The organism is Natronorubrum aibiense (genome assembly GCF_009392895.1).
In the GTDB taxonomy this organism is placed as follows: domain Archaea; phylum Halobacteriota; class Halobacteria; order Halobacteriales; family Natrialbaceae; genus Natronorubrum; species Natronorubrum aibiense.
Window position 1 is genome coordinate 2461560 of sequence record NZ_CP045488.1, and the last position, 26316, is coordinate 2487875.

Consider the following 26316-nt stretch of genomic DNA (forward strand, 5'->3'; position numbering starts at 1 on the left):
CTGTCCTCTGAAAATCACTAATGTTTATTTGCTCGGTATGGGATAGCATAGAGTGTGGTAAATAGTATGCACATAGTGCAGGGTTATAAAAGATGACGACGACCGACACGCGATCATCGCGGCCTCGGAGCGGGTGGTCCTAGTGGAGTTCGACGGCAAATTCGAACTCGAGGACGTCCCCCCGGAGAAGGCGTGGATCGTCCTTTCGGACCCGATCGCGGTACGAAACGCGCTGAAAGGCTGTCAGTACATCACGCCGATGGACGACGACTTCAGCTTCGACGACTACGAACCCGAGGAGGACGTCGAGACGCTACCCGAAGCTGATCCGGAGGACGTCGCCGAGCGCGCGTTCAAAGAAGGGCAGGAGTACGCGGCGCTGATGCAAGTCGGTGTCGGCAGCGTCAAGCCGCGATTCGAGACCTCGGTGACGATCGACGAACGCGACCACGACGACTTTATCATGACTGCGACCGGGAGCGGGACCGCAAGCGGGAGCAGCTTCAGCATGGAGTCGGGGATGCAGATTCACCCACTCGAGGATGGCGAAGGGTCACGCATCGAGTGGTGGACCGAGGCCGATATCTCGGGCCGGATCGCCCAGCTCGGCTCGCGCGTGATCAAGCCCGTCGCGAACAAGATCGTCGGCAACTTCTTCAGTAACATCGAACAACAGATGTCAGACGTCGAAGAGACGGATTCGAGCATCACGGATCGGATCCGCGGGATGTTATGAAACCAGCACAGTTCGAACAGCACGAACCCAAGACCGTCGAAGAGGCCGTGAGTCTACTCGAGAGTCTCGACAACCGTGCGATCCTCTCCGGCGGACAGAGTATGGTCCCGATGCTGCGGTTCCGGCTCGCGGTACCGGAGACCGTCATCGACATCAACCGGATCGAGAGCCTCGACTACCTCGAGGAGGACGACGGCTGGCTCAAAATCGGCGCGCTCGCACGCCACGCCGACGTCGAGCACTCCGAACTGATCGCCGAGCGCTACGGGAGCTTCGCCGATACGGCACCGCTGGTCGCGGACCCACAGATCCGAAATCGTGGGACAGTCGCGGGCTCCGTCGCACAGGCGGACCCGAAAGGCGACTGGGGCAGCGTCTTACTCGCCCACGAGGGCGAGGTCGTCGCACAGGGACCCGACGGCGAGCGAGTCATTCCGGCTGACGAGTTCTTCTTGCTGCCGTACGATACGACTCTCGACGAGAACGAACTTCTCACCGAGCTTCGGGTGCCGACGCCCGCGCCTCGAGAGGGCAGCGCCTACCACAAACTGAAACGGAAGGTGGGCGACTACGCGATGGCTGGCTCGGCTGCACGGCTCGTCCTCGATGACGAGGGACGGATCGAGCAGGCGGGGATCGGCCTCACCGCCGTCGACATCACGAACGTCCGGGCGACTGACGCCGAGGAGCACCTCGAGGGCGAACGGCCGAGCAGTGACCTGTTCAAACGTGCCGGCGAGTTGGCAGCCGAACAGTCAAATCCCGAGTCCGACGAACACGGTGACGCGAGCTACAAGGAACGAATGGTAAATGTCCTCACGCAGCGCGCACTCGGCGACGCCGCCGAACGTGCCGGGCTGGTCAAACGGAGGGTATCACAGTGACGAACACACGAGAGATCACGCTGACGGTCAACGGTACTGAACACACGATCGACGTCGAACCGCGCCAGCTGCTGGTTCACGCGATCAGGGAGGAACTGGACATGACCGGCACGCACATCGGCTGTGATACCGGCAACTGCGGGGCCTGTACGGTCCTCAAAGACGGCGAGCCGATCAAATCCTGTCTCATGTTCGCGACGCAAGCCGACGGGAGCGAACTCATGACCGTCGAGGGCATGGAGGAACTTCCCGAAGCGCGGGGCGACCTGCATCCGCTGCAGGAAGGCTTCCGCGAGGAACACGGTCTGCAGTGTGGCTACTGTACGCCCGGCATGCTGATGTCCGGGAAGGCGTTGCTCGACGAGAACCCGGACCCGAGCGAGGCGGAGATCCGCGAGGCGATCAGCGGCAACCTCTGTCGGTGTACCGGCTACCAGAACATCGTGCGCTCGATCGAGTACGCCGCGGAGGAACTCGAGGAGGTCGCGGCTGCCGACGGCGGCACGACCGCTGCGTCGGCGTTCGACGGCGAGTTCGACTGCGGCGTCGAGAACTGCTGTGGCGGCCCGTCGACCGATCGCGACCACGACGCCACCGAAGGCGGTGAACACAGATGAGCAGTGATTCAGAGCGGTTCGCGGAGGCAGAAGACGGCGGCCCCCAGCCCGAAAAACACTGCGGCCACGGCCGCGGCGGGATGGGGGAAGAAGTCAAACGAAAGGAAGACCAGCGCTTCATCACGGGGCGTGGCAACTACGTCGACGACATCAAGAAGCCGGACATGCTTCACTGCGAGATCGTTCGCAGTCCGCACGCCCACGCCCGCATCGAGAACATCGACAAATCGCGGGCGCTGGACGTCGACGGCGTCGTCGCCGTCCTCACCGCGGACGACTTGCGCGAGTACGATCTCGCGACGATGCCGACGCTGATGGCCGACACGCAGGACGTGCTGGTCAACGACAAAGTCAAGTTCCAGTCTCAGGAGGTCGCCGCCGTCATCGCGACCGATCGGTACACGGCCAAAGACGGCGCACAGAAAGTTGTCGTCGACTACGACGTGCTCGAGCCGGTCGTCGACGCCGAGAAGTCACTCGAGGACGACGCGCCGCTGATCAGAGACGACATCGAGGGTCAAGAGGACAACCACTGTCTCGACTGGGAAACGGGCGACGAGGAGGCCACCGCCGAGGCCTTCGAGAACGCGGACGTGACGGTTAAAGAGCAGATGCTCTACCAGCGCTTGCACCCGGCCCCGATCGAGACCTGCGGTGCCGTCGGCGACTACGATCCCGGCAAGGACAAACTGACCGTCCACATGACCTCGCAGGCACCCCACATCCACCGAACCCTGTTCGCGCAGGTCTCGGGCATTCCGGAACACAAGATCCGGATCGTCAGCCCGGACGTTGGAGGTGGCTTCGGCAACAAGGTGCCGATCTATCCCGGCTACGTCGTTGCCGCCGCAGCGTCGTACGTTCTAGAGCAGCCGGTGAAGTGGGTCGAAGAACGCTCGGAGAACATCCAGTCGACCGGCTTCGCCCGCGACTACGACATGACGGGCGAACTAGCCGCGACCGACGACGGCGAGATTCTGGCGGTTCGAACCGACGTGCTCGCAGACCACGGCGCGTACAACGCCGTCGCCCAGCCGTCGAAGTTCCCCGCCGGGTTCTTCAACATCTTCACGGGGTCGTACGATATCGACACGGCCTACGGCTCGTTGACTGCGGCCTACACCAACACCGCGCCGGGCGGCGTCGCCTACCGGTGTTCGTTCCGCGTCACGGAAGCCGTCTACCTCATCGAGCGGATGGTGAAAGTCCTCGCGGACGAACTCGGGATGGACCCCGTCGAGATCCGCCGGAAGAATTTCATCCAGCCCGAGCAGTTCCCCTACGAGAGTCCGACTGGGTGGAACTACGACTCGGGTGACTACGAGGGGGCACTGGACAAGGCCCTCGAGATGGCCGACTACGACCACTACCGCGAGGAACAACAGCGCCGGATCGACGAGGACGCCGACACACTGCTCGGCATCGGCATCTCCTCGTTCACCGAAGTCGTCGGCGCTGGCCCCGGCAAGACCTGTGACATCGCGGGCGTCGAGATGTTCGACTCCGCCGAGATCCGGGTCCATCCGACCGGCAACGCGACGGTTCGGGTCGGCGTCCAGACGCAGGGACAGGGCCACGAGACCACGTTCGCCCAGATCGTCGCCGAGGAACTCGGCATGGACGTCGAGGATATCACCGTCGAACACGGCGACACCGACACCGATCCGTACGGCCTCGGGACCTACGGCTCCCGAAGTACGCCCGTCGCCGGCGCGGCGGCTGCCGTCGCCTCACGCAAGGTCCGCGAGAAGGCCAAAGCCATCGCCGCGAACGAACTCGAGGCCGCCAAAGAAGACATCACCTGGGACCGTGAGAGCGGCGAGTTCCACGTCGCCGGCGCACCGGATCGGTCGATCTCGATCACCGAGATCGCCGCGGGCGCGTACATGAACCATCCCTCGAGCGAAGAGCCGGGCCTCGAGGCGGTCAACTACTACGACCCACCGGAAATGACGTATCCGTTCGGCTCCTACATTGTCGTCGTGGAAGTCGACCGCGAGACCGGCGAGGTCGAATTCGAGAAGTTCGTCGCTGTCGACGACTGTGGCAACCGCATCAACCCGATGATCATCGAAGGCCAGATCCACGGCGGACTCGCTCAGGGGATCGGGACGGCGATGTTAGAGCACGTCACCTTCGACGACAACGGCAACGTCACCGGCGGTGACTTCATGAACTACCTGCTGCCGACGTCGATGGAGATCCCGAACTTCGAGACGGGCCACACCGTGACGCCGTCGCCCCACCATCCGATCGGTGCGAAAGGGGTCGGCGAGTCGCCGACGGTCGGGTCGCCGCCGGCGATCGTCAACGCCGTCGTCGACGCGATGAGCCACGCCGGCATCACGCACGTCGAGATGCCGATGACGCCCGACACCGTCTGGGAGAAACTCGACGAAGCGGGGCTCGCGACCGACCCCGCCGACTACGTCTCCCTCGAGTTCGAGGGCCAATCGAGCGACGGCACGGCAGACGACTGAGCCCGTGATCGACGACCATCTCCCGAGATGACACGAGACACACCACCCGACGCCGACGACGACCCCCCCGGCGACGCCGCGGCAACTGACGGCGCGCGCAGGGCTCGAGAGCGCGCGCTGCAGGCGCGCGAGGAACCGTACGCCAGGGCGACCGTCGTCAGGCGCGAGCCGCCGGTGTCGGCCACCGTCGGCGATCGGGCGCTCGTGACGGCCGACGGCGACCTCGACGGCTGGATCGGCGGCGTCTCCTGTGCGCAGTCGCGCGTGACTGACGAGGCCCAGGCCGCGATCGCCGACGGCGAGCCGCGGCTGATCGGCATCGCGCCCGACCCAGACGCGATCGACAGGCCCGGCCTCGAGGCGTTCCCGATGCAGTGTCATAGCCAGGGCACCCTCGAGGTGTTCATCGAGCCGGTGCTCCCGGCGCGAAGGCTGCTCGTCGTCGGTGGGTCGCCGATCGCCCACTCACTGGTCCGATTAGCAACCGAACTCGACGTCGACGTAACGCTCGTCGATCCCGAGGTCGAGGAGAACGCAGCCGAGTTGCCGGCAGACACGACAGTCCTGCCGACGCTCGAGCCCGAAGAAATCGCCGCGGCGGGCGGCCGTGGCCCGTTCGTCGTCGTCGCCTCGATGGGCGAGTACGATGCCCGTGGCGTCGCCGCCGGCGTCATCGCCGAGGCCCCGTACATCGGTCTCGTCGCGAGCGAGACGCGGGCCGCAGAGATCGCCGACCGGGCCGCCGGGCTCCTCGAGTGTGAGCCGGCGGCCGTTCGGGACGTGATCACGAGCCCGGCGGGGATCGACATCTCGGCGTCGACTGCGCCGGAGATCGCGACGAGCCTGCTCGCCGAACTGGTCGCCGTGCGAGCGACCACCGGCGCTGCGACGGCCTCGAGTGCGGGCGTCGCGGCTGCCGTGGGGAGTCAGGGAATCGAGACGGCAGGCACAGCAGACGAATCGGACACGGAGCACGACGACTCGAGCGACGACGCGACAGCGACGACGTCGTGTTGTTCCGGGGAAAGCGAGGACGAGGCGACGGCAGCCGACGAAACAGCGGCAGCGATCGATCCCGTCTGCGAGATGACGGTCGATCCGGACGAGGCACCGCATGTCACCCACCAAGGAACGACCTACTACTTCTGCTGTCACGGCTGTGCCGACGCCTTCCGAACCGACCCCGACGAGTATCTCGAGGGAATCGAACACGAACAGATGAGTTCAGCATGACCGGGGAGAAGCCGGGCGCGCCGTTCGACTCGGTCGACGAAGAGACGCTGCGCGAGCGCTTCGAGGCCCAACACTACGTCGCGGACGACCGCGTGGTAACCACCGTCCAGCTCGCGTTACAGCTCGGCCGGCCGCTGCTCATCGAGGGTGCGCCCGGCAGCGGGAAAACCGAACTGGGGAAGGTGCTCGCCGACGGGTTCGACACTGAACTCATCAGACTCCAGTGTTACGAGGGGCTGACCGCCGAGAACGCCCTCTACGAGTGGAACTACACGAAACAGCTGCTCGCCGTGCAGTCGAACGAGGGCACGGTGACTGGCGACGCTGGCGCGGAGGACAGCGACGCGACTCGCTCCGTCTTCGACGACGAGTACTTACTCGAGCGGCCGCTGTTGCGGGCGCTGACGACCGACGACGATCGCTCACCGGTTTTGTTGATCGACGAGATCGACCGCGCCGACGAAGCGTTCGAGGCGTTCTTGCTCGAACTGCTCTCGGAGTATCAGGTGTCGATCCCGGAACTGGGGACCGTCCGCGCCGAGAACCCGCCGGTCGTCATCCTCACGTCGAACCGCACGCGCGGGCTCAGTGACGCACTCAAGCGGCGCTGTCTGTACCTCCACGTCGAACCGCCCTCGTTCGAGACGGAGTACGAAATCGTCTCCCGCAAGGTTCCCGAACTCGATGCAGCCATCGTGGCCGAGGTCTGTGCCGTCGTCGAACGCCTCCGTGAGGAGTCGTTCCTCAAACGGCCGGGCGTCGCCGAGACGCTCGACTGGGCGCGGGCGGTGGCAACGCTACGGGCCGACGGCGACGACGAGCCGCTGTCGACCGCCGAGATCGAACGGACGATCGGCTGTCTGCTCAAAGAAGTCGAAGACGTCACCCGCGTCGACACCGCGTTGCTCGAACAGTTGCAGGCGGCCGCAGCCGCGGCCGACGATCGACTCGAGCCCGCCGAGACATGACTTCACAGCAGGACCCGCCCGAGGACGCCGCCGGATCGGACCGCCCCAGCGTCACGGACGGCGGACGGGAGGGGCTCGACCGGCCGGCGGGACTCCACACCGTTCCCGATTTCGAGGCCGCACGTACGCACGTTCTGACGGAACTCGTGCGGTTCACCGACGACCTGCGGCGGGCGGGCGTCGACGTGCCGGCGACGGGGACACTCGAGGGCGCACGAGCGCTCGCCGTGGTCGGATTCGCCGACCGAGAGCCAGTCGCGGACGCGCTGCGGGCGACGCTGCTCTCGGAGGTGGGCGAGCAGGAGGCGTTCGACGAGGAGTTTCCGACGTTCTGGCACCGGCTCCGAACCGGGCTCGATCGAATCGCGACCCACGAGGGGACGGGCACACTGAACGACGACGAGCCGGAGCCGTCCGGCACCGTCGCACTCGAGGGGGAGGCGTCCGAACTGCTGTCAGAGACGGAGCCGCCGTCGCTCAAGGACGGCGACGGAGACGACTCGGAACGCGCCGAGATTCGACTGAAGACCGGTCGACGCCACGCCACGGGCGAGCGGCCGGTCGACGACGGTGACGGCGATGGGGACGCCGTCCGCCGGTACAGTGCCATTGGCGGGCGCGAGCGCGTGGCGGCGACGCCGGCATCGCTGACGGATGCCGACCGCGACGCGATCGATCGGTTCGTGGACGCGCTGGCGACGATCCCCGGTCGGCGAACCCGACAGGCCTCTAGCGGCGATCGGATCGACGCACGACGGGCGCTGCGGGCGAGCCTCGGTACTGGAGGTGCCGCGATGGAACTGCCCACCCGGGAACGGGTCCCGAGCGAGCTGCACTGCTGTCTGCTGATCGACGTCAGCGGCTCCGTGCTGGATACGGTCGACCGCGACACGCTCCTCGCCGTCGCGGAACGACTCCAGACCGTCGCACGTCGGAGCTCGGTCTTCCTGTTCGATACCGACCTCGTCGACGCGACCGAGCAGTTCGAACGCGCCGGCGGCGACCCTGCTGGGGCGCTGCGCGAAGCCGAAATCTCGTGGGGTGGCGGCACGCAGATCGGCGACGCGTTCGAAACCCTCCGGCGACGACACCGCGACGCGGTGGACCGCCGAACCGTCGTCGTCGTCATCAGCGACGGCCTCGACGTCGGCGAGCAGTCGGTCCTCGAGGAGCAAATCACGTGGCTCGCCCGCCGGGCCGCGGCGGTGCTCTGGCTCAATCCGCTCGCGGTCGCGTCGACCTACGAACCGCGGACGCGAGGGATGGAAACCTGTCTGCCGTACGTCGACGGCCTCTTCGGCTTCGCGGAGCCGACGGATCTGGCCGAAATCGCCCGCCAACTCGAGCGCCGTGGGCTCGACGGCCCGATCGGCTACGAGTACGATCCACGCCGCCAGCAGCCGGCCGACAGCACCGCCGCAGCCGAGGAGGACCACGAATGAGCGCTCCGGTCCTCCCGACTGTCATCGACCGACTCCGCGAGCGCGGAGCCACTGACGGGGCGACGGTAGAGCAGATTACGGTCGGGCGATCGACGCTCATGGTCGAGTTGGCTGGCTTGGAGGGCGAACTCGACAATACACCGCGGGGACGCGAGGAGCAACCGACCGCCGGCCTCGCCCACCGCCCGCCGGGAGACGAGCCGTCGACGGCCGGTATCGACCTCGAGACGCTGCTCGAGTGGGCGGAACAGTCACCCGTCGATTCGGTACCGGATCGCGACGCCGGCTCGAAGTCGGACGCCACGACGCTCGAGATCGCCCTCGGCGTCGCGGCCGTCAACGCGCTGTCGACTCCGTTCATCGAGTGGCAGACGGGTGACCCGATGGCGCTGCTCGACTCGAGCGTCGACACGATCGCGACTGTCGGGCTCTTTCGCCCCGCATTTCGGAAATTCGCCGACGTCGACGTGCGCGTGGTCGAACGCACGCCCGTCGACGACGTGTCGACGCCCGACGACGTCACTGTCTCGACCCATCGACCGACCGACGCGGCCGCCGCAATGGCGGGTGCCGAGGTCGTTTTCATAACTGGTTCGACGCTCGTCTACGGCGGCCTCGAGCAATACCTCGAGGCCGCACCCGAGACGGCAACGGTCGTCTTGATCGGAGCGACCGCCTCCATGCTCCCGGGGCCGGCGTTTGCCGCCGGCGTGACCGTCGTCGCCGGCGCGTCGGTCACCGATACCGATCGCGTTCGCGAGGCCATCCGCGCCGACGCGTGCGGAACTGAGTTACACGAGGCCGGCGTACAGAAGGTATACACAGTGATTCCCACACATACCGGTTCGGACCGCGGCCTGCGGCTGGCTAGATCCGACCAACAGTTTGCAGACGAACCGAACGACGACCGATCCGAGAGACCCGACCGATGACACGAAGCAACTGGAGCGTCCCGGAAACAGAGGTGCTACAGCGCGTTCACGAGCGACTCGACGACGACAGCGCGGACGTCCTCGCGACGATCGTCGACGTCGAGGGCAACGCCTACCGCCGGCCGGGGGCGAAGATGCTCCTCGACGAAGCAGGCGACGGCGTCGGCAGTATTACAGCGGGTTGTCTCGAGGACGACCTGCTCGCGGCGGCCGAGTCGGTGCGCGAGGACGGCCGACCGGAGCTGATCACGTACGATCTGATGGACGACGAAGACGACGTCTGGGGGCTCGGCGTCGGCTGTAACGGCATCATCGACGTCCTACTCGAGCCGCTCACCGAGACGTATCGCCCGGCCGTCGAGGCGTTTGCCGACAGTCGAAACGTGGCCGTACTCACCGTCCTCGAGGGCGGCGATGGCCCCCTGACCCGTGGTGATCGCGCGTACTACCATCCCGCTGGGGAAGGGCTGACGACGCCCGAAGGAACGCCAGCAGACGAGTGGCCAGCCGCGTTAGCCGATCCGGCGGCGGTTCTCGCCGAGCGTGGCCGAACGGACACCATCGAGGTCGACGACCTCGAGGTGTTCATCGACGGGCTGGCCGCGCCGACGGAGCTGGTCGTCTTCGGCTCCGGCCACGACGTGGGGCCGGTCACCGAACTGGCGGCGAAAAACGACTTCCACGTCACTGTCGTCGGCTTTCGGGGAAGTGTCGACCTCGAGGATCGGTTCCCGGATGCTGACGAGACGGTGACGACCTCGCCGTCGGCCGTCGCCGACGAACTCGACCTCGAGGAGCGCACCCACGCGGTCGTGATGACGCACAACTTCATCGACGACCGGCTGACCGTCGAGCAGTTGCTGGACTCGTCGGTCGCGTATATCGGCCTGATGGGACCGCACGACCGGTTCGAGAAGATGCTCGCGGAGTTTGACGACGAGGGCCGAACGTTCGACGAGGATGCGCTGTCATCGCTGTACACCCCGATCGGTCTCGACCTCGGCGGGGGGTCGCCCTACCAGATCGCCCACAGCATCGTCGCCGAGGTGCTCGCGGTCTCGAACGATCGAACGCCGCGCCATCTGCGAACTCGAGAGGGCCACATTCACGACCGAGTCACCGTCGACTCGCCACCGCAGTAGCGCCCCGTCTCAGACGGACGACTATCGATCAGTACCGGTGCACCTGCGAGTGTCCCGAGAACTCGGGACAGCAGACCGTTTCAGTGTCAATCGGCGGCAGAAACCTTCAAGAACGATGAGTGTGAGATCAAGACAGATTCGGTGACTCGCGTGAGCAAGAAAGACGTCGCCGGTGACTCGGGAACGGGGGTGGGGAGCGACACTGAAACAACCAGCGACGGGACCGACTGCGAGACGCTCGACCTCGGACTCGGCATCGACATCGACATCGCCCTCGAGGCAGTCGAAACCGACGCCGAAACCGGCGTCGAACTCACGTTCGACGAAGGAGACCTGCTCGAGGCAGCAGATGCCACCGACCCACACGAGTCAGACGACGACACGCCTGCGGGTACTGAACGGGAACCGCTCGAGACCGACGAAAGAGCACAACTCGAGGCGACCGACATCGATCTCGACTCGCTTCAGGAGAAACGGTGTTCCTACCGGATGGTCGTGGAGGCTGGCGTCGACGAGGCCGTCGCGGAGTCGCTGCGACGACGGTTCTCGCTTCCCTGGTCGTTCGACGGGGACGGCGACCTCGAGCGGCGATCGAGTGCGGTTCGCGGTCTCGGCGCGGCCGAACGGGAGTGGATCGCCAAAAGCGGCGACGAGGGATGGCAGACCTTCGAGTACGACGAGTCGCCCATCGCGGCCGTTGCTCGAGAGAAGCCCACAGAGCGACCGTGGCCGAAGCCGACGCCGGTGACGGCGGTGACGGGTGTCGGCCCCGACGACGCCGACGCGTTGGCCGATGCCGGCATCTGCTCGGCGGAACGACTGGCGACGATCAACGCCTTCGACGTGGCCCGCGTCCTCGACCTCGACGTCGTCCACGTTCGGACGTGGCGACACAACGCACGGGAACTGCTCGCATGACACATCTCGGAGTCGACTGACACCGGTTCGTTGTGGCTAGTACGAGGTCCGTACAGCGACGCCTTCTCGAGAAACCACCCACCTCACGTGCGCTCGCGCAGATATGTACGGACTGCAGTTGATGGCCGCCATCCCACCACAACCGTCAACTTACAACTACAGTTGTACGTAATTTCGATAGCTCGGACCATCAAAGATTTATAGCGGCCAGTTGGACCGACTAACAGATGATTCCGATCGACGACTCTCCGATCGTTCGCGACGGCAAGTCACTGATTCTCGCGATGGACCACGGGTTAGAGCACGGACCGGTCGACTTCGAGGACGTCCCGGAGAAACTCGACCCGTCGACGGTCTTCGAGACGGCGACCCACGACGCCGTCACCGCGATGGCCGTCCAGAAAGGCGTCGCCGAGGGCTACTACCCGAGCTACGAGGACGACGTCAACCTCCTGCTCAAGCTCAACGGCACGTCGAACCTCTGGATGGGCGAGCCCGACTCGCCGGTCAACTGCTCGGTCGACTACGCCGCCGAACTCGGCGCTGATGCGGTCGGCTTTACCGTTTACAGCGGATCTAATCACGAAGTCGAGATGTTCGAGGAGTTCCGCGACGCTCAGGAGAAAGCCCGCGAACACGACCTCCCGATGGTCATGTGGTCGTACCCGCGCGGACAGGGCCTCAAAAACGACACCAAGCCGAGCACCATCTCCTATGCGACCCGTATCGCCCTCGAGATCGGTGCCGACATCGCGAAGGTCAAATATCCCGGCAGCAAGGACGCGATGGCCCACGCCGTCAAATCCGCCGGAGACATGAAAGTCGTCATGAGCGGCGGCTCGAAAACCTCCGACTACGAGTTCCTCTCGACGGTCGAAGCCGTGATGGACGCCGGTGCGAGCGGACTCGCCGTCGGACGTAACGTCTGGCAGCGCGAGGACCCGACCCAGCTGCTCGACGCGCTGGAGAAGGTCATCTACGAGGGCGAAACCGCCGACGCCGCACTCGAGGAATGACAGTGTCCGACCCAGTCGAGGCCGTCGTCGCGACGATCAGCCGCTCGGCGACCGAGATCCGACAGGGACTGGTCGGTCGACGGGGGAAAGCCGACGAGGAGAACCCGAGCGGCGAGACCCAAGCTGAGGCTGACGTCTGGGCCGACGACTTGCTCGCCGAACGACTGTCGTCGATCGACGGCGTCGCCCAGTACGCAAGCGAGGAGCGCGCAGAGATCATCGACTGCAGCGACGACGGCCTCTGCGTTGCGGTCGATCCGCTCGATGGCTCCTCGAACCTCAAATCGAACAACACGATGGGGACGGTGTTCGGCATCTACGACGAACCGCTCCCTGCACCCGGCGCCGCCCTCGTTGCGGCTGGGTACGTGCTCTACGGCCCGATCACGACGATGGTGTACGCCCGTGACGGGAACGTCACGAAGTACGAACTCACCGGCGGCGAGCGCACGGTCGTCGAGGACGACGTCACCCTCCCCGACGATCCGGTCACCTACGGCTTCGGCGGTCGCGTCCCCCACTGGCCCGACGACTTCGAGGCCTACGTTCGCGAGATCGAATCGAACCCCCAACACAAACTCCGCTACGGCGGCGCGATGATCGGCGACGTCAATCAGGTCCTCACCTACGGCGGCATCTTCGCCTATCCCGCCCTCGAGGATAGCCCCGAAGGCAAACTCCGCCTGCAGTTCGAAGGGAACCCGATCGCCTTCGTCATCGAAGCCGCCGGCGGTCGATCCTCGAACGGCGAGCACTCGATCCTCGAGGTCGAACCGACCGACCTCCACCAGCGCGTGCCGGTCCACGTCGGCAATACGAGCCTGATCGACCGCCTCGAGGCCGCACTCGAGTAAATCGTTTTTCCGGACCGATCGAGCGTCGGTCGGTCGACTTTCGTTTTCGTCGTTGCTGACCAGCCCACACACAGTGTTAACACGCTGGGACTGGGAGACAGCCCAACCATGGACGACGCCCGCACACGGCTGCGTGCCGACATCGCAGCGCTTGCCGACCTCCCGGTGTTCGTCGCCTACAACGCGAACGTCGATGCGATCGTCCGAGTCGATGACGGGCTGGGGCCTGTCCTCGAGCGACCATCCGAGCCCGGCGTTCGGTCGCCCCCGAGTCCACTGGCGTCGACGCGAGACCTCGCGACGGCGATCACGCACACGATGGCGACCGGACAGGGCGACGAAATCGCGATGACGGACGCGCTCGCCGACAGGCTCGAGTCATCGTTGTCCCCCGATCGCCAGCAGCTGGGTGGACAGACGGGGATCATGACCGATCTCTGTGCCTCACTGGGGGCGGCACCGATCACGTACACGTATCTATTGTCGGAGCGACAGTGCTCGCAGTTCGACCACCCCGATGCGGTTCGGTACCCAATCGTCGAGGACGGGCAGATTCGGTTCGTCCCCCTGTGCGAGGCCGAGCCCGCGGATCGAACCAAAATCAACTGGGTGTTCGAGTTCAGGGCTGGGGACGAACTCTTCGGCGTGCGGGCGACCGAGGATACCCGGTTTATCGCCGCCTCGAGGCCGCCGGAGTTCGACTTACACGCCGGGACCCTCGACGACGCGATCGATCAGGTCGGAGAGGCCGTCGACGGGGCGCTGCTCGCGGGCTATCACAACCTCACCCCCGAGCACGTCGAGGCAGGCTACGAAGACGCACATCGACACGCACGCGAAGTGATTCGACGCCTTCGGACGGGCGGTACGGTCGACGTGCACATCGAGTACGTCGCGGCCCACGACGACGACCTCAGAGCGAGCATCTACGAGTGGATCCTTCCGGAAGCGAACGTCATCGGTGTTGATACCCGCGAACTCGCCGTCCTGTCCGACGACGCGGGTCTCGACAGTCGGGGAAACGGACCAACGGCGGAGACGCCGTTCGACGAAACCGAGATACTCGCTCACTACCGACTGCTCGACGCGCTCCGGGCGGACCTCGGCGTTGCGTGCATCAGGTTACACGCGATGGAGTATCACCTCGCCGTGCTGGACTCGTATCTCCCACCCGACGCGGTCCGTCGGGGACTCGAGTTCGCCGCTATCAACGCCGCGACCAAAGCATCCCGGGGCGAGATTACGGCGCCATCCGACCTCAGGACAGGACTCGAGTACGGGCCGTCGGCGCAGGGTCGCGAGGCGATCGAACGGCTAGCAGAGTACGTCGACGAACCAGTCGATGACGGCACGCTCTGTACGCCGACGGTCGTCGCCTGCCCCAACCGCGTCGTCGACGACCCGGCGGGCACGGTCGGGATCGGCGACATCGTGTCGGCCTCGAGTTTTCTACTCGAACTGGCTGTCGCCACCGACCGTGATGGGACGTCGACGTAGGTCTCACGGAACGCAGTCCGTTCGGTCGATCCGGAACGAGCTGGACTCGAGTAGACCACCAACGCAGTGAGCAGGGTCGACGCTCGCTGCAGGGAACTCGAGGTGGATTACGACCGACCCGTGGTCCGCCACGCCGCGGTGACGGTGACGTAGAGTCCGACGCCGCCGATCAACAGCGCGTAGAACGCCCATCGCGGCCACGTACTCTGGAGAAAGAACAGTGCCAGGAGGACGACCCAACCAGTGACGGCGAGGAGGTCACCCACGAGGCGAACGGCGGTGGTCGTCACTGGCGTCGTGCGGTCTGCCCCGCCGCCCGTTCCGTCAGTCGGTTCTGAAGCCATTAGCGTCGCTGTCGTCGGAGCGGTGGTGTGTGTACAGTCATCGGTGTCAGTTGTGGTTCATCGTGTCCATCGGTCAGAAGTAGTAGCCGTATGCTTCGGTGAGTTTGTACGCGCCGACGCCCCAGACGTAACTCTGTCCCGGCCACCACGTGCGGGCGTTGTTGAACCCCGCGATGAGCACGTCTCCGTCTTCCCCCTCGGGATCAGGGTAGTAGCTCACCGACCCACTGTCGCCGTCGGTCAGATCCATCTCGCCGCCCCAGCGGAGCTGGCCGCGCCGACAGTGCTCGTCAGTGAAACAGGTAACGGCATCGACACCCTGTATCTTGCCGATGGTGTGTCCGGTCACCGCACCGACTTTCTCGAGGGATTCGTCTCGAGCGATGAGGTCGGCGAGTCCGAGCCGGGTCAACTGCCCGCGAACGCGCGTCGGCGTGGGCGTTTCGATCGCCGTCGAGGGCCTGAATCGGTTCTCGGGCGCGACGGTGGCGACATCTTCGACCGGATGAGCGTGCTCGACCGAGCCCAGTTGGACGCTGTCACCGCCTTCGACCGGCAGCGACAGCGTATCCTCATTCGGACTGGCACCGCCGTTAAACGCGTGTTCGGCCGTCACGAAGAGTTCCTGTTTGGAGTTGGGATCGTACAGGACGGGGCCGAGCGTGGCGATGCTGCCGGGCGTTTCACAGGCGACGCCGCTCGGCACGTCGCCACTCGAGAGGGAGTCGACGAGCCGCGGTTTGAATCGCTCGTGTCCATCCTGAATGTCGTCGATATCGCCGATGTCGACGATCGTCTCGACGTCGAGTGAAACGCCGTCGAAGAGATCGTCGACCGTCTCCCGGAACGAACCGAGGCCACCAGAGACCCCGACGGAGACGGACGCCGTCTTGCTGTCGTACGATCCGGGAACGACGGCACTCCCGAGATAGCCAGTAAACGCCGTTTGGGCCAGCAGTTCGTTCAGTTCGAACGCTTTTTCGACGGCGGCGTACCACGCGGCTGGGACGTGTTTGATCCGTTCCTCGAGCGACCACGGATCGGTGGGATCCGGTCTGACGAGTGCGGTGACGATCGGGACGTCACCGTCGTCGGCGGCGAGGAAGTCGTCGACACCGAGAAACTGGGCGATACCGAGCGCGTAGCCACCGGTGAGGAGGGTCCGGACGAACTCGCGACGATCCATGCCCTCCTCAACCCGGTCGCGAATCGTCACGAGACGGGAGACGAGAGACTCAGTGTGTGTGCGTTCCATCCCGAGATACAGGTGTTCAGTCGTGTACTCTCTCCATGCCATCTAAGCTAATGTCCACGTACACAGGACGATCGGTGGCAATCACGTACGCCAAACGTGTCAAAAGACGTTCTGCCTGCAACTGCTGTGCGAAACATGTGACCAGTAGTCTATTTCAATCGAGCCCCAGAGTATCGGACGGCAGCCGGTCTCAGCCGGTCAATTCACGACCCGGACGATGGTATGAACCCGAGGGTGGTGTTTGCGACCGCTGCGACGGTCATGACAGCACGTGACAAATAGACTGATATAATGGCTGGACGGCTGAACACGAGCATTGGTGGCAGTGACTCGCGTACCGACGATCGTCTCCGTGATGGTGACCACGGAGGCAGCGCCCCACTCCCGATCAGTTCGCATCGACCCACGACGGTGACTCCTCACTCGCCGCGTGGCGAAGCCGACCGTATCAGTGGCGATCGGGCGACGCGAACTGTCTCTCTCTCTTCGTTCAACGACCTCGATTCGCTCGGCCGTGGTGCGTTTCCACAGGCGCGTACGGTCGAACCGCTGAACCGCTGTTCGTCATACTGACGAGCAGTGGTCAGTTTTGCCCGTCTTACTGACACCGTCTCTGTGGTTATCACTCACTACCGGTCGAAAACCAGCCGGCGACGCCTCGTGATCGATGCTGTCGAGCGTCCCGGTCGTGATTGTCACACCGCGCGGCAATCGACTGTTACCGGTGCGTTATGCCGTGGGGAGAGTTGCTACGCCTGCCATAACAATACCGCGAGTGGTGGAACCATGGAGTGCGTTCGACTCCCAACGGGTGGCAGACGGCCGGTTCGACTCCGGCGGGGAGGGTATGCGTTCCGACGGCGCGTCGCTGCGTGTCGCACTGCCGGTGGAGATGTCGCCGGCCGCTCTCGAGCGACTGTTGTGGGGACTCGTCGCCCTCTCGCTGGTGGGCGATATCGTGACGACGTTCGCCGGGCTTCGATTGGGGCTGGCCGAATCGAACCCAGTTGCCCAAAGCGCGATCGAGGACCACGGACTGATTGGGATGCTCGCGTTGAAGGGGATCGCGATCGTCGTCGGACTCGTCTGTCGACCGTTGCTCCCTGCTGCCTACCGGTCGATCGTTCCCGCGGGACTTGCGATTCCGTGGGCGGTGGCTGCCTGTATCAACGTCTATATGATCTCGACGGCGATCTGATCCGAGTCGCAGCTGGTGGCCAAACTGAGACCGAGACGGGCCACAGCAGCGAGTGCGATCAACGGCTCTGTGAGGTCGCTACGTGTCGACGGAATCGTCGGATTTGAGCGACTCGGTGGACTCGTGCTCGAGGGTGACGTCGTCCGCTGGCGTCTCTGCTGCCGTCTCCGAGGTCGACCCTGTACGTGTGCGTTTCTCTGCAGTCTCGTTCTCGAGCGCCGCCCGGATCGCCCGGAGTTCGACGAGGATCTCGTCGGTCGGCTCGACGGGGTCGGCCGTTTCGGGACGGGTAGCCTCCTGACTGCGTGAGACGTGACTGCTGATAAGCTGTTGGACCGCTCGCGGCTCCGGAACAGACCGAAACCGCATCTCCACGCCTGCGCCGCCGGCGGAACTCACCTCGACGTGGCCGTAGCCAAAGCGCGTGCCGAGTGCGCTCTGTCTGTACGCGGTATTCTGGACCTTTTCGAGGTCGATCCGTTTGACGTCTCGAGAGAGGACGCCGTGTTTCTCGTAGAGGCCGGTAGTGGTGACGACGTAGTTCGTACTCCGAAGCCAGAGGACCGCCCAGCCGACGATCGGGACCGTGACGACTGCGAGCACGGCGGCAAGCGCCAACCCGGCGACCGTGTTGAACGGGACGACGGCGAGTGCGAGTACCGGCAACGCGAGCAACAACGCCGTCGGTGCGATCGTTCGCGGATCCGGGCTGCCGGCCCAGCGGATCGACTCGTCGGCATCCAGTGAGAGCCACTCGAGGTCACCGTCGAGGTCGCCGTCGGGAGACAGTCCACTCATATGCTCGAGGTCACACAGCGAGGAGAAAAGCGTGCCGTTCGCACGGGTGCGAGACGCCACCAGTCGTGTGCTCGCGTCTCACTCGACCTGTATCGTTTCTTCGCCGGCCTCGCGTTGGACCCATATCGTCTTCGCGTTCACGAACTCGCGAACGCCGTCGCGTGCGAGTTCGCGGCCGTAGCCCGAGTCCTTGACGCCGCCGAAGGGCAGACGCGGATCGGATTTGACGAGTTCGTTGACGAAGGCAAGTCCGGATTCGAACTGCCGGGCAACCCGTTCGCCGCGCGCTAGATCCGCTGTCCAGACGCTCGCACCGAGTCCGAAACGGGTGTCGTTCGCTTGTTCGATCGCGGCGGCCTCGTCGGGGACGCGAAACACCGACGCCACGGGGCCGAACAGTTCCTCGCTGTCCGCGGGGGAGTCGGCGGGGATGTCCGTGAGCACCGTCGGCGGATAGAACGCTCCCTCACGATCCATCGGCTCACCACCGAGTCGGCACTCTCCGCCCGCCTCGAGGGTCGCCTCGACCTGTTCGTGGAGGTCGTCCATCAGGTCCGCACGCGCCTGCGGGCCGACGTCGGTCGCGTCGTCCATCGGGTCGCCGACGACCTGACCGTCCATCGCCTCGACGAACCGATCGAGAAACTCGTCGTAGACGTCGTCGACGACGATGAATCGTTTCGCCGCGATACATGACTGCCCGGAGTTGATGAGGCGGGCCTGGACCGCGGTTTCGACGGTGTGTTCCATCGGCGCGTCCTCGAGGACGACGAACGGATCGCTCCCGCCGAGTTCGAGGACGGTCTTTTTGAGTTCGCTGCCGGCTGTTTCGGCGACCGACCGACCCGCGCCGTCGCTGCCGGTGAGGGTGACGCCGGCAATGCGGTCGTCCGCGATCACCTCGTCGACCTCGTCGGAGCCAATCAGCAGCGATTGGAACGCACCTGCCGGGAATCCTGCTTCCCGAAAGACGGCCTCGATCGCTCGGGCACAGCCGGGGACGTTCGAGGCGTGTTTCAACAGACCGACGTTGCCCGCAGCGAGGTTCGGGGCGGCAAAGCGAAACACCTGCCAGAACGGGAAGTTCCAGGGCATGATCGCGAGGATCGGCCCCAGCGGCTGGTAGGTAACCAGCGTTCGGGCATTCGGTTCACCCGCGACGACCTCATCGGCGAGGAACTCGGCAGCGTGTTCGGCGTAGTAGTCACAGACCCACGCACACTTCTCGACCTCGTCGCGGGCCTGTCCGATCGGTTTCCCCATCTCGCGGCTCATCAGTTCCGCGTAGTCATCGCGTCCCTCTCGCAGGACGTCTGCGGCAGCGGACAACAGCTGTTGTCGGTGTTCGATCGACGTCTCGCGCCACCCCTCGAAGGTGTCGCTCGCCCGCTCAAGTCGGTCGTCTCGGTCGGTCCCGGAGTCGCTCTCGAACGTGTCGACGACGGTCCCGGTGGTCGGATTGGTGCTTTCGATCGGCATGGAACGGTCGACAACGACGAGCGGCTTGAAACCGCGGGGCACGTGTGCCGTGCAAATATTGCACGAACTCCGACGAAGTAGCAAGGGTTATCTTTTGCGCCGGGAAACAGTTTTTATCAGTACCCGGAGAGAGTCGCCGCTGGGGGCGGCTAGCAAAAGAGGGGAACGACCCTCTCGCTTCGGGCGATCTACGGCAACACTATGACAACGTCTAAACCTGCGTCGGAACCGGAAGAGGAGAGTGCCGTCGAAACAGCCCGTCGCCAACTCGAGCGCGCAGCCACTCACCTCGACGTCGACGAGGGGATCGTCGAACGGCTGCGACACCCGACGAGTGTCTACCGCGTAACGATCCCGCTCGAACGCGACGACGGCAGTCGAGAGATGTTTACGGGCTATCGCGCCCACCACGACAGCGTTCGCGGACCGTACAAGGGCGGCCTTCGCTACCACCCCGGTGTGACCGAGGAGGAATGTGTCGGCCTCTCGATGTGGATGACCTGGAAGTGTGCCGTCATGGACCTCCCCTTCGGCGGGGCGAAAGGCGGCGTCGTCGTCGATCCGAAAGACCTCAGCGAGACCGAGACCGAGCGACTCACTCGTCGGTTCGCAGAGGAACTGCGCCCCGTTATCGGCCCGATGAAAGACATCCCTGCACCAGACATGGGAACCGGCCCGCAGGAGATGGCGTGGTTCATGGACGCCTACTCGATGCAGCAAGGCGAGACCGAACCCGGCGTCGTCACCGGCAAACCGCCCGTCATCGGCGGCTCGTACGGCCGCGAGCGTGCACCCGGCCGGAGCGTCGGCATCATCACGCGAGAAGCGATCGACTACTACGACTGGGACGTCGAAGACACCACCGTCGCCGTGCAGGGATTCGGGAGTGTCGGCGCTAACGCCGCCCGCTATCTCGACGACCTCGGAGCCTCCATCGTCGCCGTCTCGGACATCGACGGCGCAATCTACGATCCCGACGGCCTCGACACGACCGACGTCGAAGACCACGACGAGACGCCGGGCATGGTCTCGGGTTACGACGCCCCCGAAACGCTGTCGAACGACGAACTGCTGGAACTCGACGTCGACGTGCTCATTCCAGCCGCCATCGGGAACGTCCTGACCGGCGAGAACGCACGCGACGTGCAGGCCGATCTGATCGTCGAAGGCGCGAACGGTCCGACTACCTCGACGGCCGACCAGATCTTCGAGGAGCGCGGCGTGCCCGTCATCCCCGACATCGTCGCCAACGCCGGCGGGGTGACGGTGAGCTACTTCGAGTGGCTCCAGGACATCAACCGTCGCAAGTGGAGTCTCGAGCGCGTCCACCAAGAACTCGAAGACGAAATGCTGCAGGCCTGGAGTGCTATTCGAACGGAGTACGACGCACGCGACGTCACCTGGCGCGATGCAACCTACATCGTCGCGCTGTCGCGGATCGCCGAGGCCCACGACGTGCGCGGACTCTGGCCATAGACACTCACACGCTCTGTAGAGACTCCGATCGTCGTCGCTCGTTTTTGCAGGGGACGTCCCACACCCCTCGTTCAGACTGAAACGCACGAGTGGATACACTGTCGGCTCCGAGATCGAACCGAATCGGCGCAGTCGTCACGAAACGTCAGAAGCGTCAACAACAGCCCGTGACGAGCAGGCGATCAGGAAAACGAGGACAGATCGGCGTCGCGGTTATCTGCGGCACCCGTGTCCGCGAGCTGATCGTACGCCGGAAGCTCCTCGAGCGAGTCGTCCCGGCGAACGGCTTTGATGATGTGTTTCGGATCGGTAACGAGTCGATGGAGCAGGTAACTCCCCTGCGAGCGGCCGCCACCGGTCTTTTCAGACTCGATCACGCCGAGGAAGGCCTGCTCTTTGAGCTGGCGATAGAGGCCGTTTTCGGTGATGGGGTCGGTCGTAACCATGTTACAGATGCCGACGTAGCGCTCGTAGATCTCTCGGGTCTTGTGGGTCTCGCGGTCGCCGGTGATGATCCGACTCGCCAGCGCGTAGAGGGCGAGTTTCGCGTGGACGGTCGCCCCGCTGGTGAGTTCCTCGATGCGGTTGATCTCGGCGACCTCCTGAGCCTGCTGGATGTGGCTCTCCGAGACGGTCTCCGAGCCAGTTCGACGGGCGAGTTCGCCGGCTTCTTTCAGGATCTCGATCGCTTTGCGGGCGTCGCCGTGTTTCTTGGCGGCCAGCGCCGCACAGAGTTCGATCGTGCCGTCCTCTAAGACCTCGGGCTGAAACGCGTCTTCGCGATTTCGCATGATTTCCCGGAGCTGTGAGGCGTCGTACGGGTGAAAGAACAGCTCTCGGTGCCCGAAGCTGCTGTCGATGCGTTCGTCGAGCGTCTCCCGATACTTGACCTTGTTACTGATGCCGATCACGCCGATGTAGGCGTCCGTCTTCTGAGCCTCGCGAGCCCGCGAGAGTTGCATCAGAATGTTGCTGTTGTCCAGTTTGTCGATCTCGTCTAAGATGACGATGATCGCGTCGAAAAAGTTCTCGAGGATCCCCCAGATGTGCTGGTAGTACTCCATCGTTCCGACGCCCCGCAGCGGGATGTTCTCCTGATAGCCGGTCTGGTCCTTCAGACTGAGCGCCAACTGGCGCGTCGCGCGCGTTTCCGTGTTCGCTTCGGAGCAGTCGATGTAGAGCACGCCACAGTCGATATCGTTGCTTCGGGCGGCCGTCTGTGCTCGAGTGGCGACGTGTCTCGAGATGAGACTCTTTCCGGTACCGGTTTTGCCGTAGATCATCACGTTGTTCGGCGGATCGCCTCGCGTGATCGCCCCAACCTCGGCGGCGACGGACTGGATCTCGTCGTCCCGACCGACGATACGGTCTTCGTCGGGAACGTGACCCACGTGGAGGAGCTCTTTCCGATCGAAGATCGGATCGTGAGATTGGAAAAGCGGGTCCCCTGCCTGTTCAGCCATGTCTCCGTTCTTGGAGACACACATAATAAAACTATGGAAGGTAGTTCAGACTGATAACAGCGGAGGAGACGTATTAATTCGGGGTATTTCACCCGTCTTCGCTTCGAATAGGGTTGCCCCGCATGCAGACTGTACCGGACACGGGACACTGAGTGGGTCAGTACCCCCCACACCCCTCGTTCAGAGTGAAAGAGGGTCCGAGGGTGGGGGTGGTGTGGGACGACTGGTGAAATAGACGAACGTGGTGTAGACTGATCAGTGGAACGTGCAAGATGCGGTGTATCGTAACGTTCGGTGGTTACGATAGCCACCGTGGCTACAGACCGTCGTTCGTGCCTCCTCTCGATCGTTTCTCCTATTAGTTCTCTTCTAGGTTCACCTACCTAGCTAGTATAGTACGATTATATCTTACGATAGAGGAATATCTTGACAACCTCTTGGGTATGCTACCAACGATCATAACAACACTCGAGTACAGTCTCCCAGCAAAATTCCCATCGCTGTCAGGGTGGGGGGGATCGTCGTCTCCCGTTTTCACTCTGAACGAGGGGTGGGGGCCCGATAGCCAGCAACGACGTCAACGGATCGATCAAAACCACTTAGGTACAGGCTCGTTCTCGAGTTCCCCCTCCTTCAAAGGAAGCCTGCGTCGCACACCGAACGGCGACGATGGCGTCAGCAGCGTTTCACTCTGAACGACGGGTCCCTCCGTTTCGGTGACTGTTCCGTTCCGCTCGAGACGACGTATCCTTTCAGTCGGATGGATTCCACTGACGGAGAGTCGAGGTTCGATTAGGTGCTCCTATCGTAACAACTGAAACCGATCACACAGCGACCGTGCGAGCAGGTGTGCACCGATTTTCAGCGGCTACTATCGGTGTAGTAAGTATACACTGGCATTCTCTGGCCGTGTTCGCAGACACTGGGCCTCGGGTCGTCACTGCCGGATCGTATCGAACCATTTTTCACTCTGAATGGGGGGTGTCTGTCAATCCCCGTCTCCCGAACGGGTCATCACAGCTCCGACCGGTGCCGTAGCCGGTCAGTTCGTTTCTCGAGTTGCGTCGGTGTCGTGCTACGACTGTTCCGTGTGGCACGGTTCCGACCGACAGTACACCTTTACTCATGGGTCGTAGAGACTGTCCGTATGGGACGTCGAAGCGTCATGTTTACACCAGGGGATCGCCCAGAAATGCTTCGGAAATCGCCCGCTGCAGGGGCTGATGTGATCGTATTCGATCTCGAAGATGCGGTCGCTCCACAGCGAAAGCCCGATGCGCGCGAGACGGTTCGTGAGATACTCGCCGACCCGATGTTCGATCCGGACTGTGAGGTCTGTATCCGCGTCAACGCCAGTGAGTCAGCTATCGCAGCCGACCTCGAGACCATCCTCCAATCGATCGATGACAGCACCGTTCGGTTCGATAGCGTGATGCTCCCGAAAGTCATGTCACCAGCGGACGTGCAGGGACTCGAAGATGAACTCGCAACATATGACGTCTCGAAACCGATCTTCGCGCTGATCGAGAACGCTGCGGGCGTCCTCGCCGCACCGGAGATCGCCGCTGTTCCGGCGACTGACGCGCTCGTTTTCGGCGCCGAAGATCTCTCGGCGGATCTCGGAGCAACGCGCACTGCCGACGGAACCGAAGTCCTCTACGCGCGCGAACGTGTCGTCCTCGCTGCCGCCGCACACGACTGTACAGCGATCGACACGCTCGTCACCGATTTCAGAGACGAAGACCAACTGTGCGAGGACACCGCGTTTTCGGTCCAACTCGGCTACGACGGAAAACTGGCAATCCACCCCACACAGGTCGACCCGATCAACGAGGCGTTTACGCCCTCGACGGACGACCGCGAGTGGGCCCGTCGCGTCCTCGAGGCCAAACGGAACGCCGATGCCGAGGGACGGGGCGTCTTCGAGGTCGACGGCGAGATGATCGACGCTCCGTTGATCGCTCAGGCCGAACGGATCCGCTCACGAGCCGTCGCAGCCGATCAGTGGCACGAACCGAGCCACTGAGACGGTTCGGTGTCCCACTGAGACGGATCAGTGTACCACCAACCAGCGCGATCGCAGCACGATCGCGGTTGCGACGGAAGCGACGTACAGCGACCCGTATGGGGCTGTCGTCCGAACCCGTTTTGGCCACGACTCGGTGTCGACAATCTTCAAGTATATAGTTGAATCTGAACACCTTATATTGAATATTATGCACTATGAATAGCATTCGTCACGTTTATTTTGGTTTCCTTGGAAGGCATACTCAATGTCAGGCGAAGCAAATCCGTTCGAAAGTCTCCAGTCTCAGATCGACGAGGCTGCTGTCCACCTCGAGATCGGCGACGACGTGATCGAACGGCTCAAACACCCGGAGCGAGTCCTCGAGACGAACCTCACGATCGAGCGTGACGACGGCGAACTCGAGCGGTTCAAGGCGTTCCGTTCGCAGTTCAACGGTGACCGCGGCCCGTACAAGGGCGGCATTCGCTACCACCCGCAGGTCTCCCGTGACGAAGTGAAGGCGCTGTCTGGCTGGATGGTCTACAAGTGTGCGACCGTCGGCATCCCCTACGGTGGCGGCAAAGGCGGGATCATCATCGACCCCGACGAGTACTCCGAAACCGAACTCGAGCGCGTCACCCGCGCGTTCGCGAAGGAACTGCGCCCGCTGATCGGTGTGGACCGCGACATCCCTGCGCCCGACGTGAACACGGGCCAGCGGGAGATGAACTGGATCAAAGACACCTACGAGACACTCGAGAACACCACGGAGCCGGGAGTCATCACGGGCAAAAATATCGCCAGCGGCGGCAGTGAGGGCCGTGTCGAGGCAACCGGCCGCTCGACCGTGCTGGCCGCCCGCGAGGCGTTCGACTACCTCGACAAGGACCTCGAGGGCGCGACCGTCGCCGTGCAGGGCTACGGGAACGCCGGCTGGATCTCCGCGAAACTGATCGACGAGATGGGCGCGACCGTCGTCGCCGCCAGCGACTCGAGCGGCGGTATCTACAACCCCGACGGCTTCGACCCAGTTGCGGCGAAAGACCACAAAAACGAGACCGGCAGCATCGTCGGCTACGAGGAGGCAACGGAGGAAGTCACCAACGAAGATATCCTGACGATGGATGTCGATCTGTTGATCCCTGCCGCCCTCGAGAACGCGATCGACGCCGACCTCGCCGAGGACGTCAAAGCCGGCGTCATCTCCGAGGCCGCAAACGGGCCGCTGACGCCCGAGGCAGACGCCGTCCTCGAGGACAAAGACGTCTTCGTGATCCCGGACATCCTCGCCAACGCCGGCGGCGTCACCGTCAGCTACTTCGAGTGGGTCCAGAACCGCCAGCGCTTCTCCTGGACCGAAGAGCGCGTCAACGAGGAACTCGAGGCGCTCATCGTCGACGCCTTCGACGCCCTCGTCGAGACGATCGAGGAACACGACCTCGACAACCCACGAACCGCGGCGTACGTGGTGGCGCTCGAACGAGTCGCGAACGCGTTCGAGGAAGCCGGCACCTTCCCCTGATTCGGCGACAGTTCGCCATCGATGGCATCCCGCCGGTGACGTTGGCTCGAGGCC

General features: G+C 64.0%; 22 protein-coding genes. 17 read left to right on the top strand and 5 right to left on the bottom strand.

What is annotated here, in order from left to right; translation table 11 throughout:
• Positions 1-142: 142 nt before the first annotated feature.
• The 13 genes from GCU68_RS12130 (at position 143) to GCU68_RS12190 (ending at position 14719) form a co-directional block, all read left to right on the top strand.
• Positions 143-736, top strand: a complete 594-nt coding sequence (locus GCU68_RS12130; RefSeq protein WP_152941957.1) for a CoxG family protein — start codon at positions 143-145, stop codon at positions 734-736.
• Positions 733-1620, top strand: a complete 888-nt coding sequence (locus GCU68_RS12135; RefSeq protein ID WP_152941958.1) for an FAD binding domain-containing protein — start codon at positions 733-735, stop codon at positions 1618-1620. The genes GCU68_RS12130 and GCU68_RS12135 overlap by 4 nt, the downstream gene beginning before the upstream one ends.
• Positions 1617-2237, top strand: a complete 621-nt coding sequence (locus tag GCU68_RS12140) for a (2Fe-2S)-binding protein (protein ID WP_152941959.1) — start codon at positions 1617-1619, stop codon at positions 2235-2237. Before GCU68_RS12135 ends, GCU68_RS12140 begins: the two co-directional genes overlap by 4 nt.
• Positions 2234-4717, top strand: a complete 2484-nt coding sequence (locus GCU68_RS12145) for an aerobic carbon-monoxide dehydrogenase large subunit (protein WP_152941960.1) — start codon at positions 2234-2236, stop codon at positions 4715-4717. Before GCU68_RS12140 ends, GCU68_RS12145 begins: the two co-directional genes overlap by 4 nt.
• Positions 4718-4744: 27 nt before the next feature.
• Entirely contained in the window at positions 4745-5950 is a 1206-nt protein-coding gene (locus tag GCU68_RS12150; protein WP_152941961.1) for an XdhC family protein, read from the top strand.
• Positions 5947-6918: an AAA family ATPase gene (locus GCU68_RS12155; protein WP_152941962.1), complete on the top strand. Its 972-nt coding sequence runs from the start codon at positions 5947-5949 to the stop codon at positions 6916-6918. Before GCU68_RS12150 ends, GCU68_RS12155 begins: the two co-directional genes overlap by 4 nt.
• Positions 6915-8360, top strand: a complete 1446-nt coding sequence (locus GCU68_RS12160; RefSeq protein WP_152941963.1) for a VWA domain-containing protein — start codon at positions 6915-6917, stop codon at positions 8358-8360. Before GCU68_RS12155 ends, GCU68_RS12160 begins: the two co-directional genes overlap by 4 nt.
• Entirely contained in the window at positions 8357-9292 is a 936-nt protein-coding gene (locus tag GCU68_RS12165; RefSeq protein WP_152941965.1) for a Rossmann-like domain-containing protein, read from the top strand. The genes GCU68_RS12160 and GCU68_RS12165 overlap by 4 nt, the downstream gene beginning before the upstream one ends.
• Positions 9289-10434 carry an XdhC family protein gene (locus GCU68_RS12170; protein ID WP_152941967.1) on the top strand — a complete coding sequence of 382 codons (1146 nt, stop codon included), beginning with the start codon at positions 9289-9291 and terminating at the stop codon, positions 10432-10434. Before GCU68_RS12165 ends, GCU68_RS12170 begins: the two co-directional genes overlap by 4 nt.
• A gap of 150 nt (positions 10435-10584) precedes the next feature.
• Positions 10585-11352 carry a hypothetical protein gene (locus tag GCU68_RS12175; RefSeq protein ID WP_152941969.1) on the top strand — a complete coding sequence of 256 codons (768 nt, stop codon included), beginning with the start codon at positions 10585-10587 and terminating at the stop codon, positions 11350-11352.
• A 227-nt stretch (positions 11353-11579) separates the two neighbouring features.
• Entirely contained in the window at positions 11580-12368 is a 789-nt protein-coding gene (locus tag GCU68_RS12180; protein ID WP_152941971.1) for a class I fructose-bisphosphate aldolase, read from the top strand.
• Positions 12365-13222 carry a class 1 fructose-bisphosphatase gene (locus tag GCU68_RS12185; RefSeq protein ID WP_152941973.1) on the top strand — a complete coding sequence of 286 codons (858 nt, stop codon included), beginning with the start codon at positions 12365-12367 and terminating at the stop codon, positions 13220-13222. Before GCU68_RS12180 ends, GCU68_RS12185 begins: the two co-directional genes overlap by 4 nt.
• 108 nt (positions 13223-13330) lie before the next feature.
• A complete protein-coding gene (locus GCU68_RS12190) occupies positions 13331-14719 on the top strand; it encodes an ADP-dependent glucokinase/phosphofructokinase (protein WP_152941975.1) in 1389 nt (462 codons plus the stop codon).
• A gap of 107 nt (positions 14720-14826) precedes the next feature.
• Here GCU68_RS12190 and GCU68_RS12195 read toward each other — a convergent pair whose 3' ends face one another.
• Positions 14827-15063: a hypothetical protein gene (locus GCU68_RS12195; RefSeq protein WP_152941976.1), complete on the bottom strand. Its 237-nt coding sequence runs from the start codon at positions 15061-15063 to the stop codon at positions 14827-14829.
• Positions 15064-15136: 73 nt separating this feature from the next.
• Positions 15137-16318: a hypothetical protein gene (locus GCU68_RS12200; RefSeq protein WP_152943714.1), complete on the bottom strand. Its 1182-nt coding sequence runs from the start codon at positions 16316-16318 to the stop codon at positions 15137-15139.
• A gap of 847 nt (positions 16319-17165) precedes the next feature.
• Between GCU68_RS12200 and GCU68_RS12205 the strand changes: the two genes are divergently transcribed.
• Positions 17166-17516 (top strand): DUF5658 family protein, encoded by a 351-nt coding sequence (locus GCU68_RS12205; RefSeq protein WP_193565051.1) that lies wholly within the window; start codon positions 17166-17168, stop codon positions 17514-17516.
• 78 nt (positions 17517-17594) lie between these two features.
• Here GCU68_RS12205 and GCU68_RS12210 read toward each other — a convergent pair whose 3' ends face one another.
• On the bottom strand, positions 17595-18314 hold the full coding sequence (locus GCU68_RS12210; protein WP_152941980.1) for a PH domain-containing protein: 720 nt from the start codon (positions 18312-18314) through the stop codon (positions 17595-17597).
• 78 nt (positions 18315-18392) lie between these two features.
• Entirely contained in the window at positions 18393-19793 is a 1401-nt protein-coding gene (locus GCU68_RS12215; RefSeq protein WP_152941982.1) for an NAD-dependent succinate-semialdehyde dehydrogenase, read from the bottom strand.
• Between the two features lie 201 nt (positions 19794-19994).
• Between GCU68_RS12215 and gdhB the strand changes: the two genes are divergently transcribed.
• A complete protein-coding gene (gene gdhB / locus GCU68_RS12220) occupies positions 19995-21269 on the top strand; it encodes a glutamate dehydrogenase GdhB (protein WP_152941984.1) in 1275 nt (424 codons plus the stop codon).
• A gap of 182 nt (positions 21270-21451) precedes the next feature.
• Here the strand turns inward: gdhB and GCU68_RS12225 are convergent, their stop codons facing one another.
• Positions 21452-22732 (bottom strand): Cdc6/Cdc18 family protein, encoded by a 1281-nt coding sequence (locus GCU68_RS12225; protein ID WP_152941986.1) that lies wholly within the window; start codon positions 22730-22732, stop codon positions 21452-21454.
• 1147 nt (positions 22733-23879) lie between these two features.
• Here GCU68_RS12225 and GCU68_RS12230 point away from each other — a divergent pair.
• Together GCU68_RS12230 and GCU68_RS12235 are read left to right on the top strand one after the other, a co-directional pair.
• A complete protein-coding gene (locus GCU68_RS12230; protein WP_152941988.1) occupies positions 23880-24758 on the top strand; it encodes an HpcH/HpaI aldolase/citrate lyase family protein in 879 nt (292 codons plus the stop codon).
• 247 nt (positions 24759-25005) lie between these two features.
• A complete protein-coding gene (locus GCU68_RS12235) occupies positions 25006-26262 on the top strand; it encodes a Glu/Leu/Phe/Val family dehydrogenase (protein ID WP_152941990.1) in 1257 nt (418 codons plus the stop codon).
• Positions 26263-26316 lie beyond the last annotated feature (54 nt).

Coding starts and splice junctions, on each gene's coding strand:
- GCU68_RS12225 (WP_152941986.1), bottom strand. CDS start 22,732: ATGGCTGAACAGGCAGGGGACCCGCTTTTCCAATCTCACGATCCGATC.
- GCU68_RS12135 (WP_152941958.1), top strand. CDS start 733: ATGAAACCAGCACAGTTCGAACAGCACGAACCCAAGACCGTCGAAGAG.
- GCU68_RS12215 (WP_152941982.1), bottom strand. CDS start 19,793: ATGCCGATCGAAAGCACCAATCCGACCACCGGGACCGTCGTCGACACG.
- GCU68_RS12165 (WP_152941965.1), top strand. CDS start 8,357: ATGAGCGCTCCGGTCCTCCCGACTGTCATCGACCGACTCCGCGAGCGC.
- gdhB (WP_152941984.1), top strand. CDS start 19,995: ATGACAACGTCTAAACCTGCGTCGGAACCGGAAGAGGAGAGTGCCGTC.
- GCU68_RS12180 (WP_152941971.1), top strand. CDS start 11,580: ATGATTCCGATCGACGACTCTCCGATCGTTCGCGACGGCAAGTCACTG.
- GCU68_RS12200 (WP_152943714.1), bottom strand. CDS start 16,318: ATGGAACGCACACACACTGAGTCTCTCGTCTCCCGTCTCGTGACGATT.
- GCU68_RS12195 (WP_152941976.1), bottom strand. CDS start 15,063: ATGGCTTCAGAACCGACTGACGGAACGGGCGGCGGGGCAGACCGCACG.
- GCU68_RS12160 (WP_152941963.1), top strand. CDS start 6,915: ATGACTTCACAGCAGGACCCGCCCGAGGACGCCGCCGGATCGGACCGC.
- GCU68_RS12205 (WP_193565051.1), top strand. CDS start 17,166: ATGCGTTCCGACGGCGCGTCGCTGCGTGTCGCACTGCCGGTGGAGATG.
- GCU68_RS12210 (WP_152941980.1), bottom strand. CDS start 18,314: ATGAGTGGACTGTCTCCCGACGGCGACCTCGACGGTGACCTCGAGTGG.
- GCU68_RS12145 (WP_152941960.1), top strand. CDS start 2,234: ATGAGCAGTGATTCAGAGCGGTTCGCGGAGGCAGAAGACGGCGGCCCC.
- GCU68_RS12155 (WP_152941962.1), top strand. CDS start 5,947: ATGACCGGGGAGAAGCCGGGCGCGCCGTTCGACTCGGTCGACGAAGAG.
- GCU68_RS12185 (WP_152941973.1), top strand. CDS start 12,365: ATGACAGTGTCCGACCCAGTCGAGGCCGTCGTCGCGACGATCAGCCGC.
- GCU68_RS12235 (WP_152941990.1), top strand. CDS start 25,006: ATGTCAGGCGAAGCAAATCCGTTCGAAAGTCTCCAGTCTCAGATCGAC.
- GCU68_RS12170 (WP_152941967.1), top strand. CDS start 9,289: ATGACACGAAGCAACTGGAGCGTCCCGGAAACAGAGGTGCTACAGCGC.
- GCU68_RS12190 (WP_152941975.1), top strand. CDS start 13,331: ATGGACGACGCCCGCACACGGCTGCGTGCCGACATCGCAGCGCTTGCC.
- GCU68_RS12150 (WP_152941961.1), top strand. CDS start 4,745: ATGACACGAGACACACCACCCGACGCCGACGACGACCCCCCCGGCGAC.
- GCU68_RS12230 (WP_152941988.1), top strand. CDS start 23,880: ATGGGACGTCGAAGCGTCATGTTTACACCAGGGGATCGCCCAGAAATG.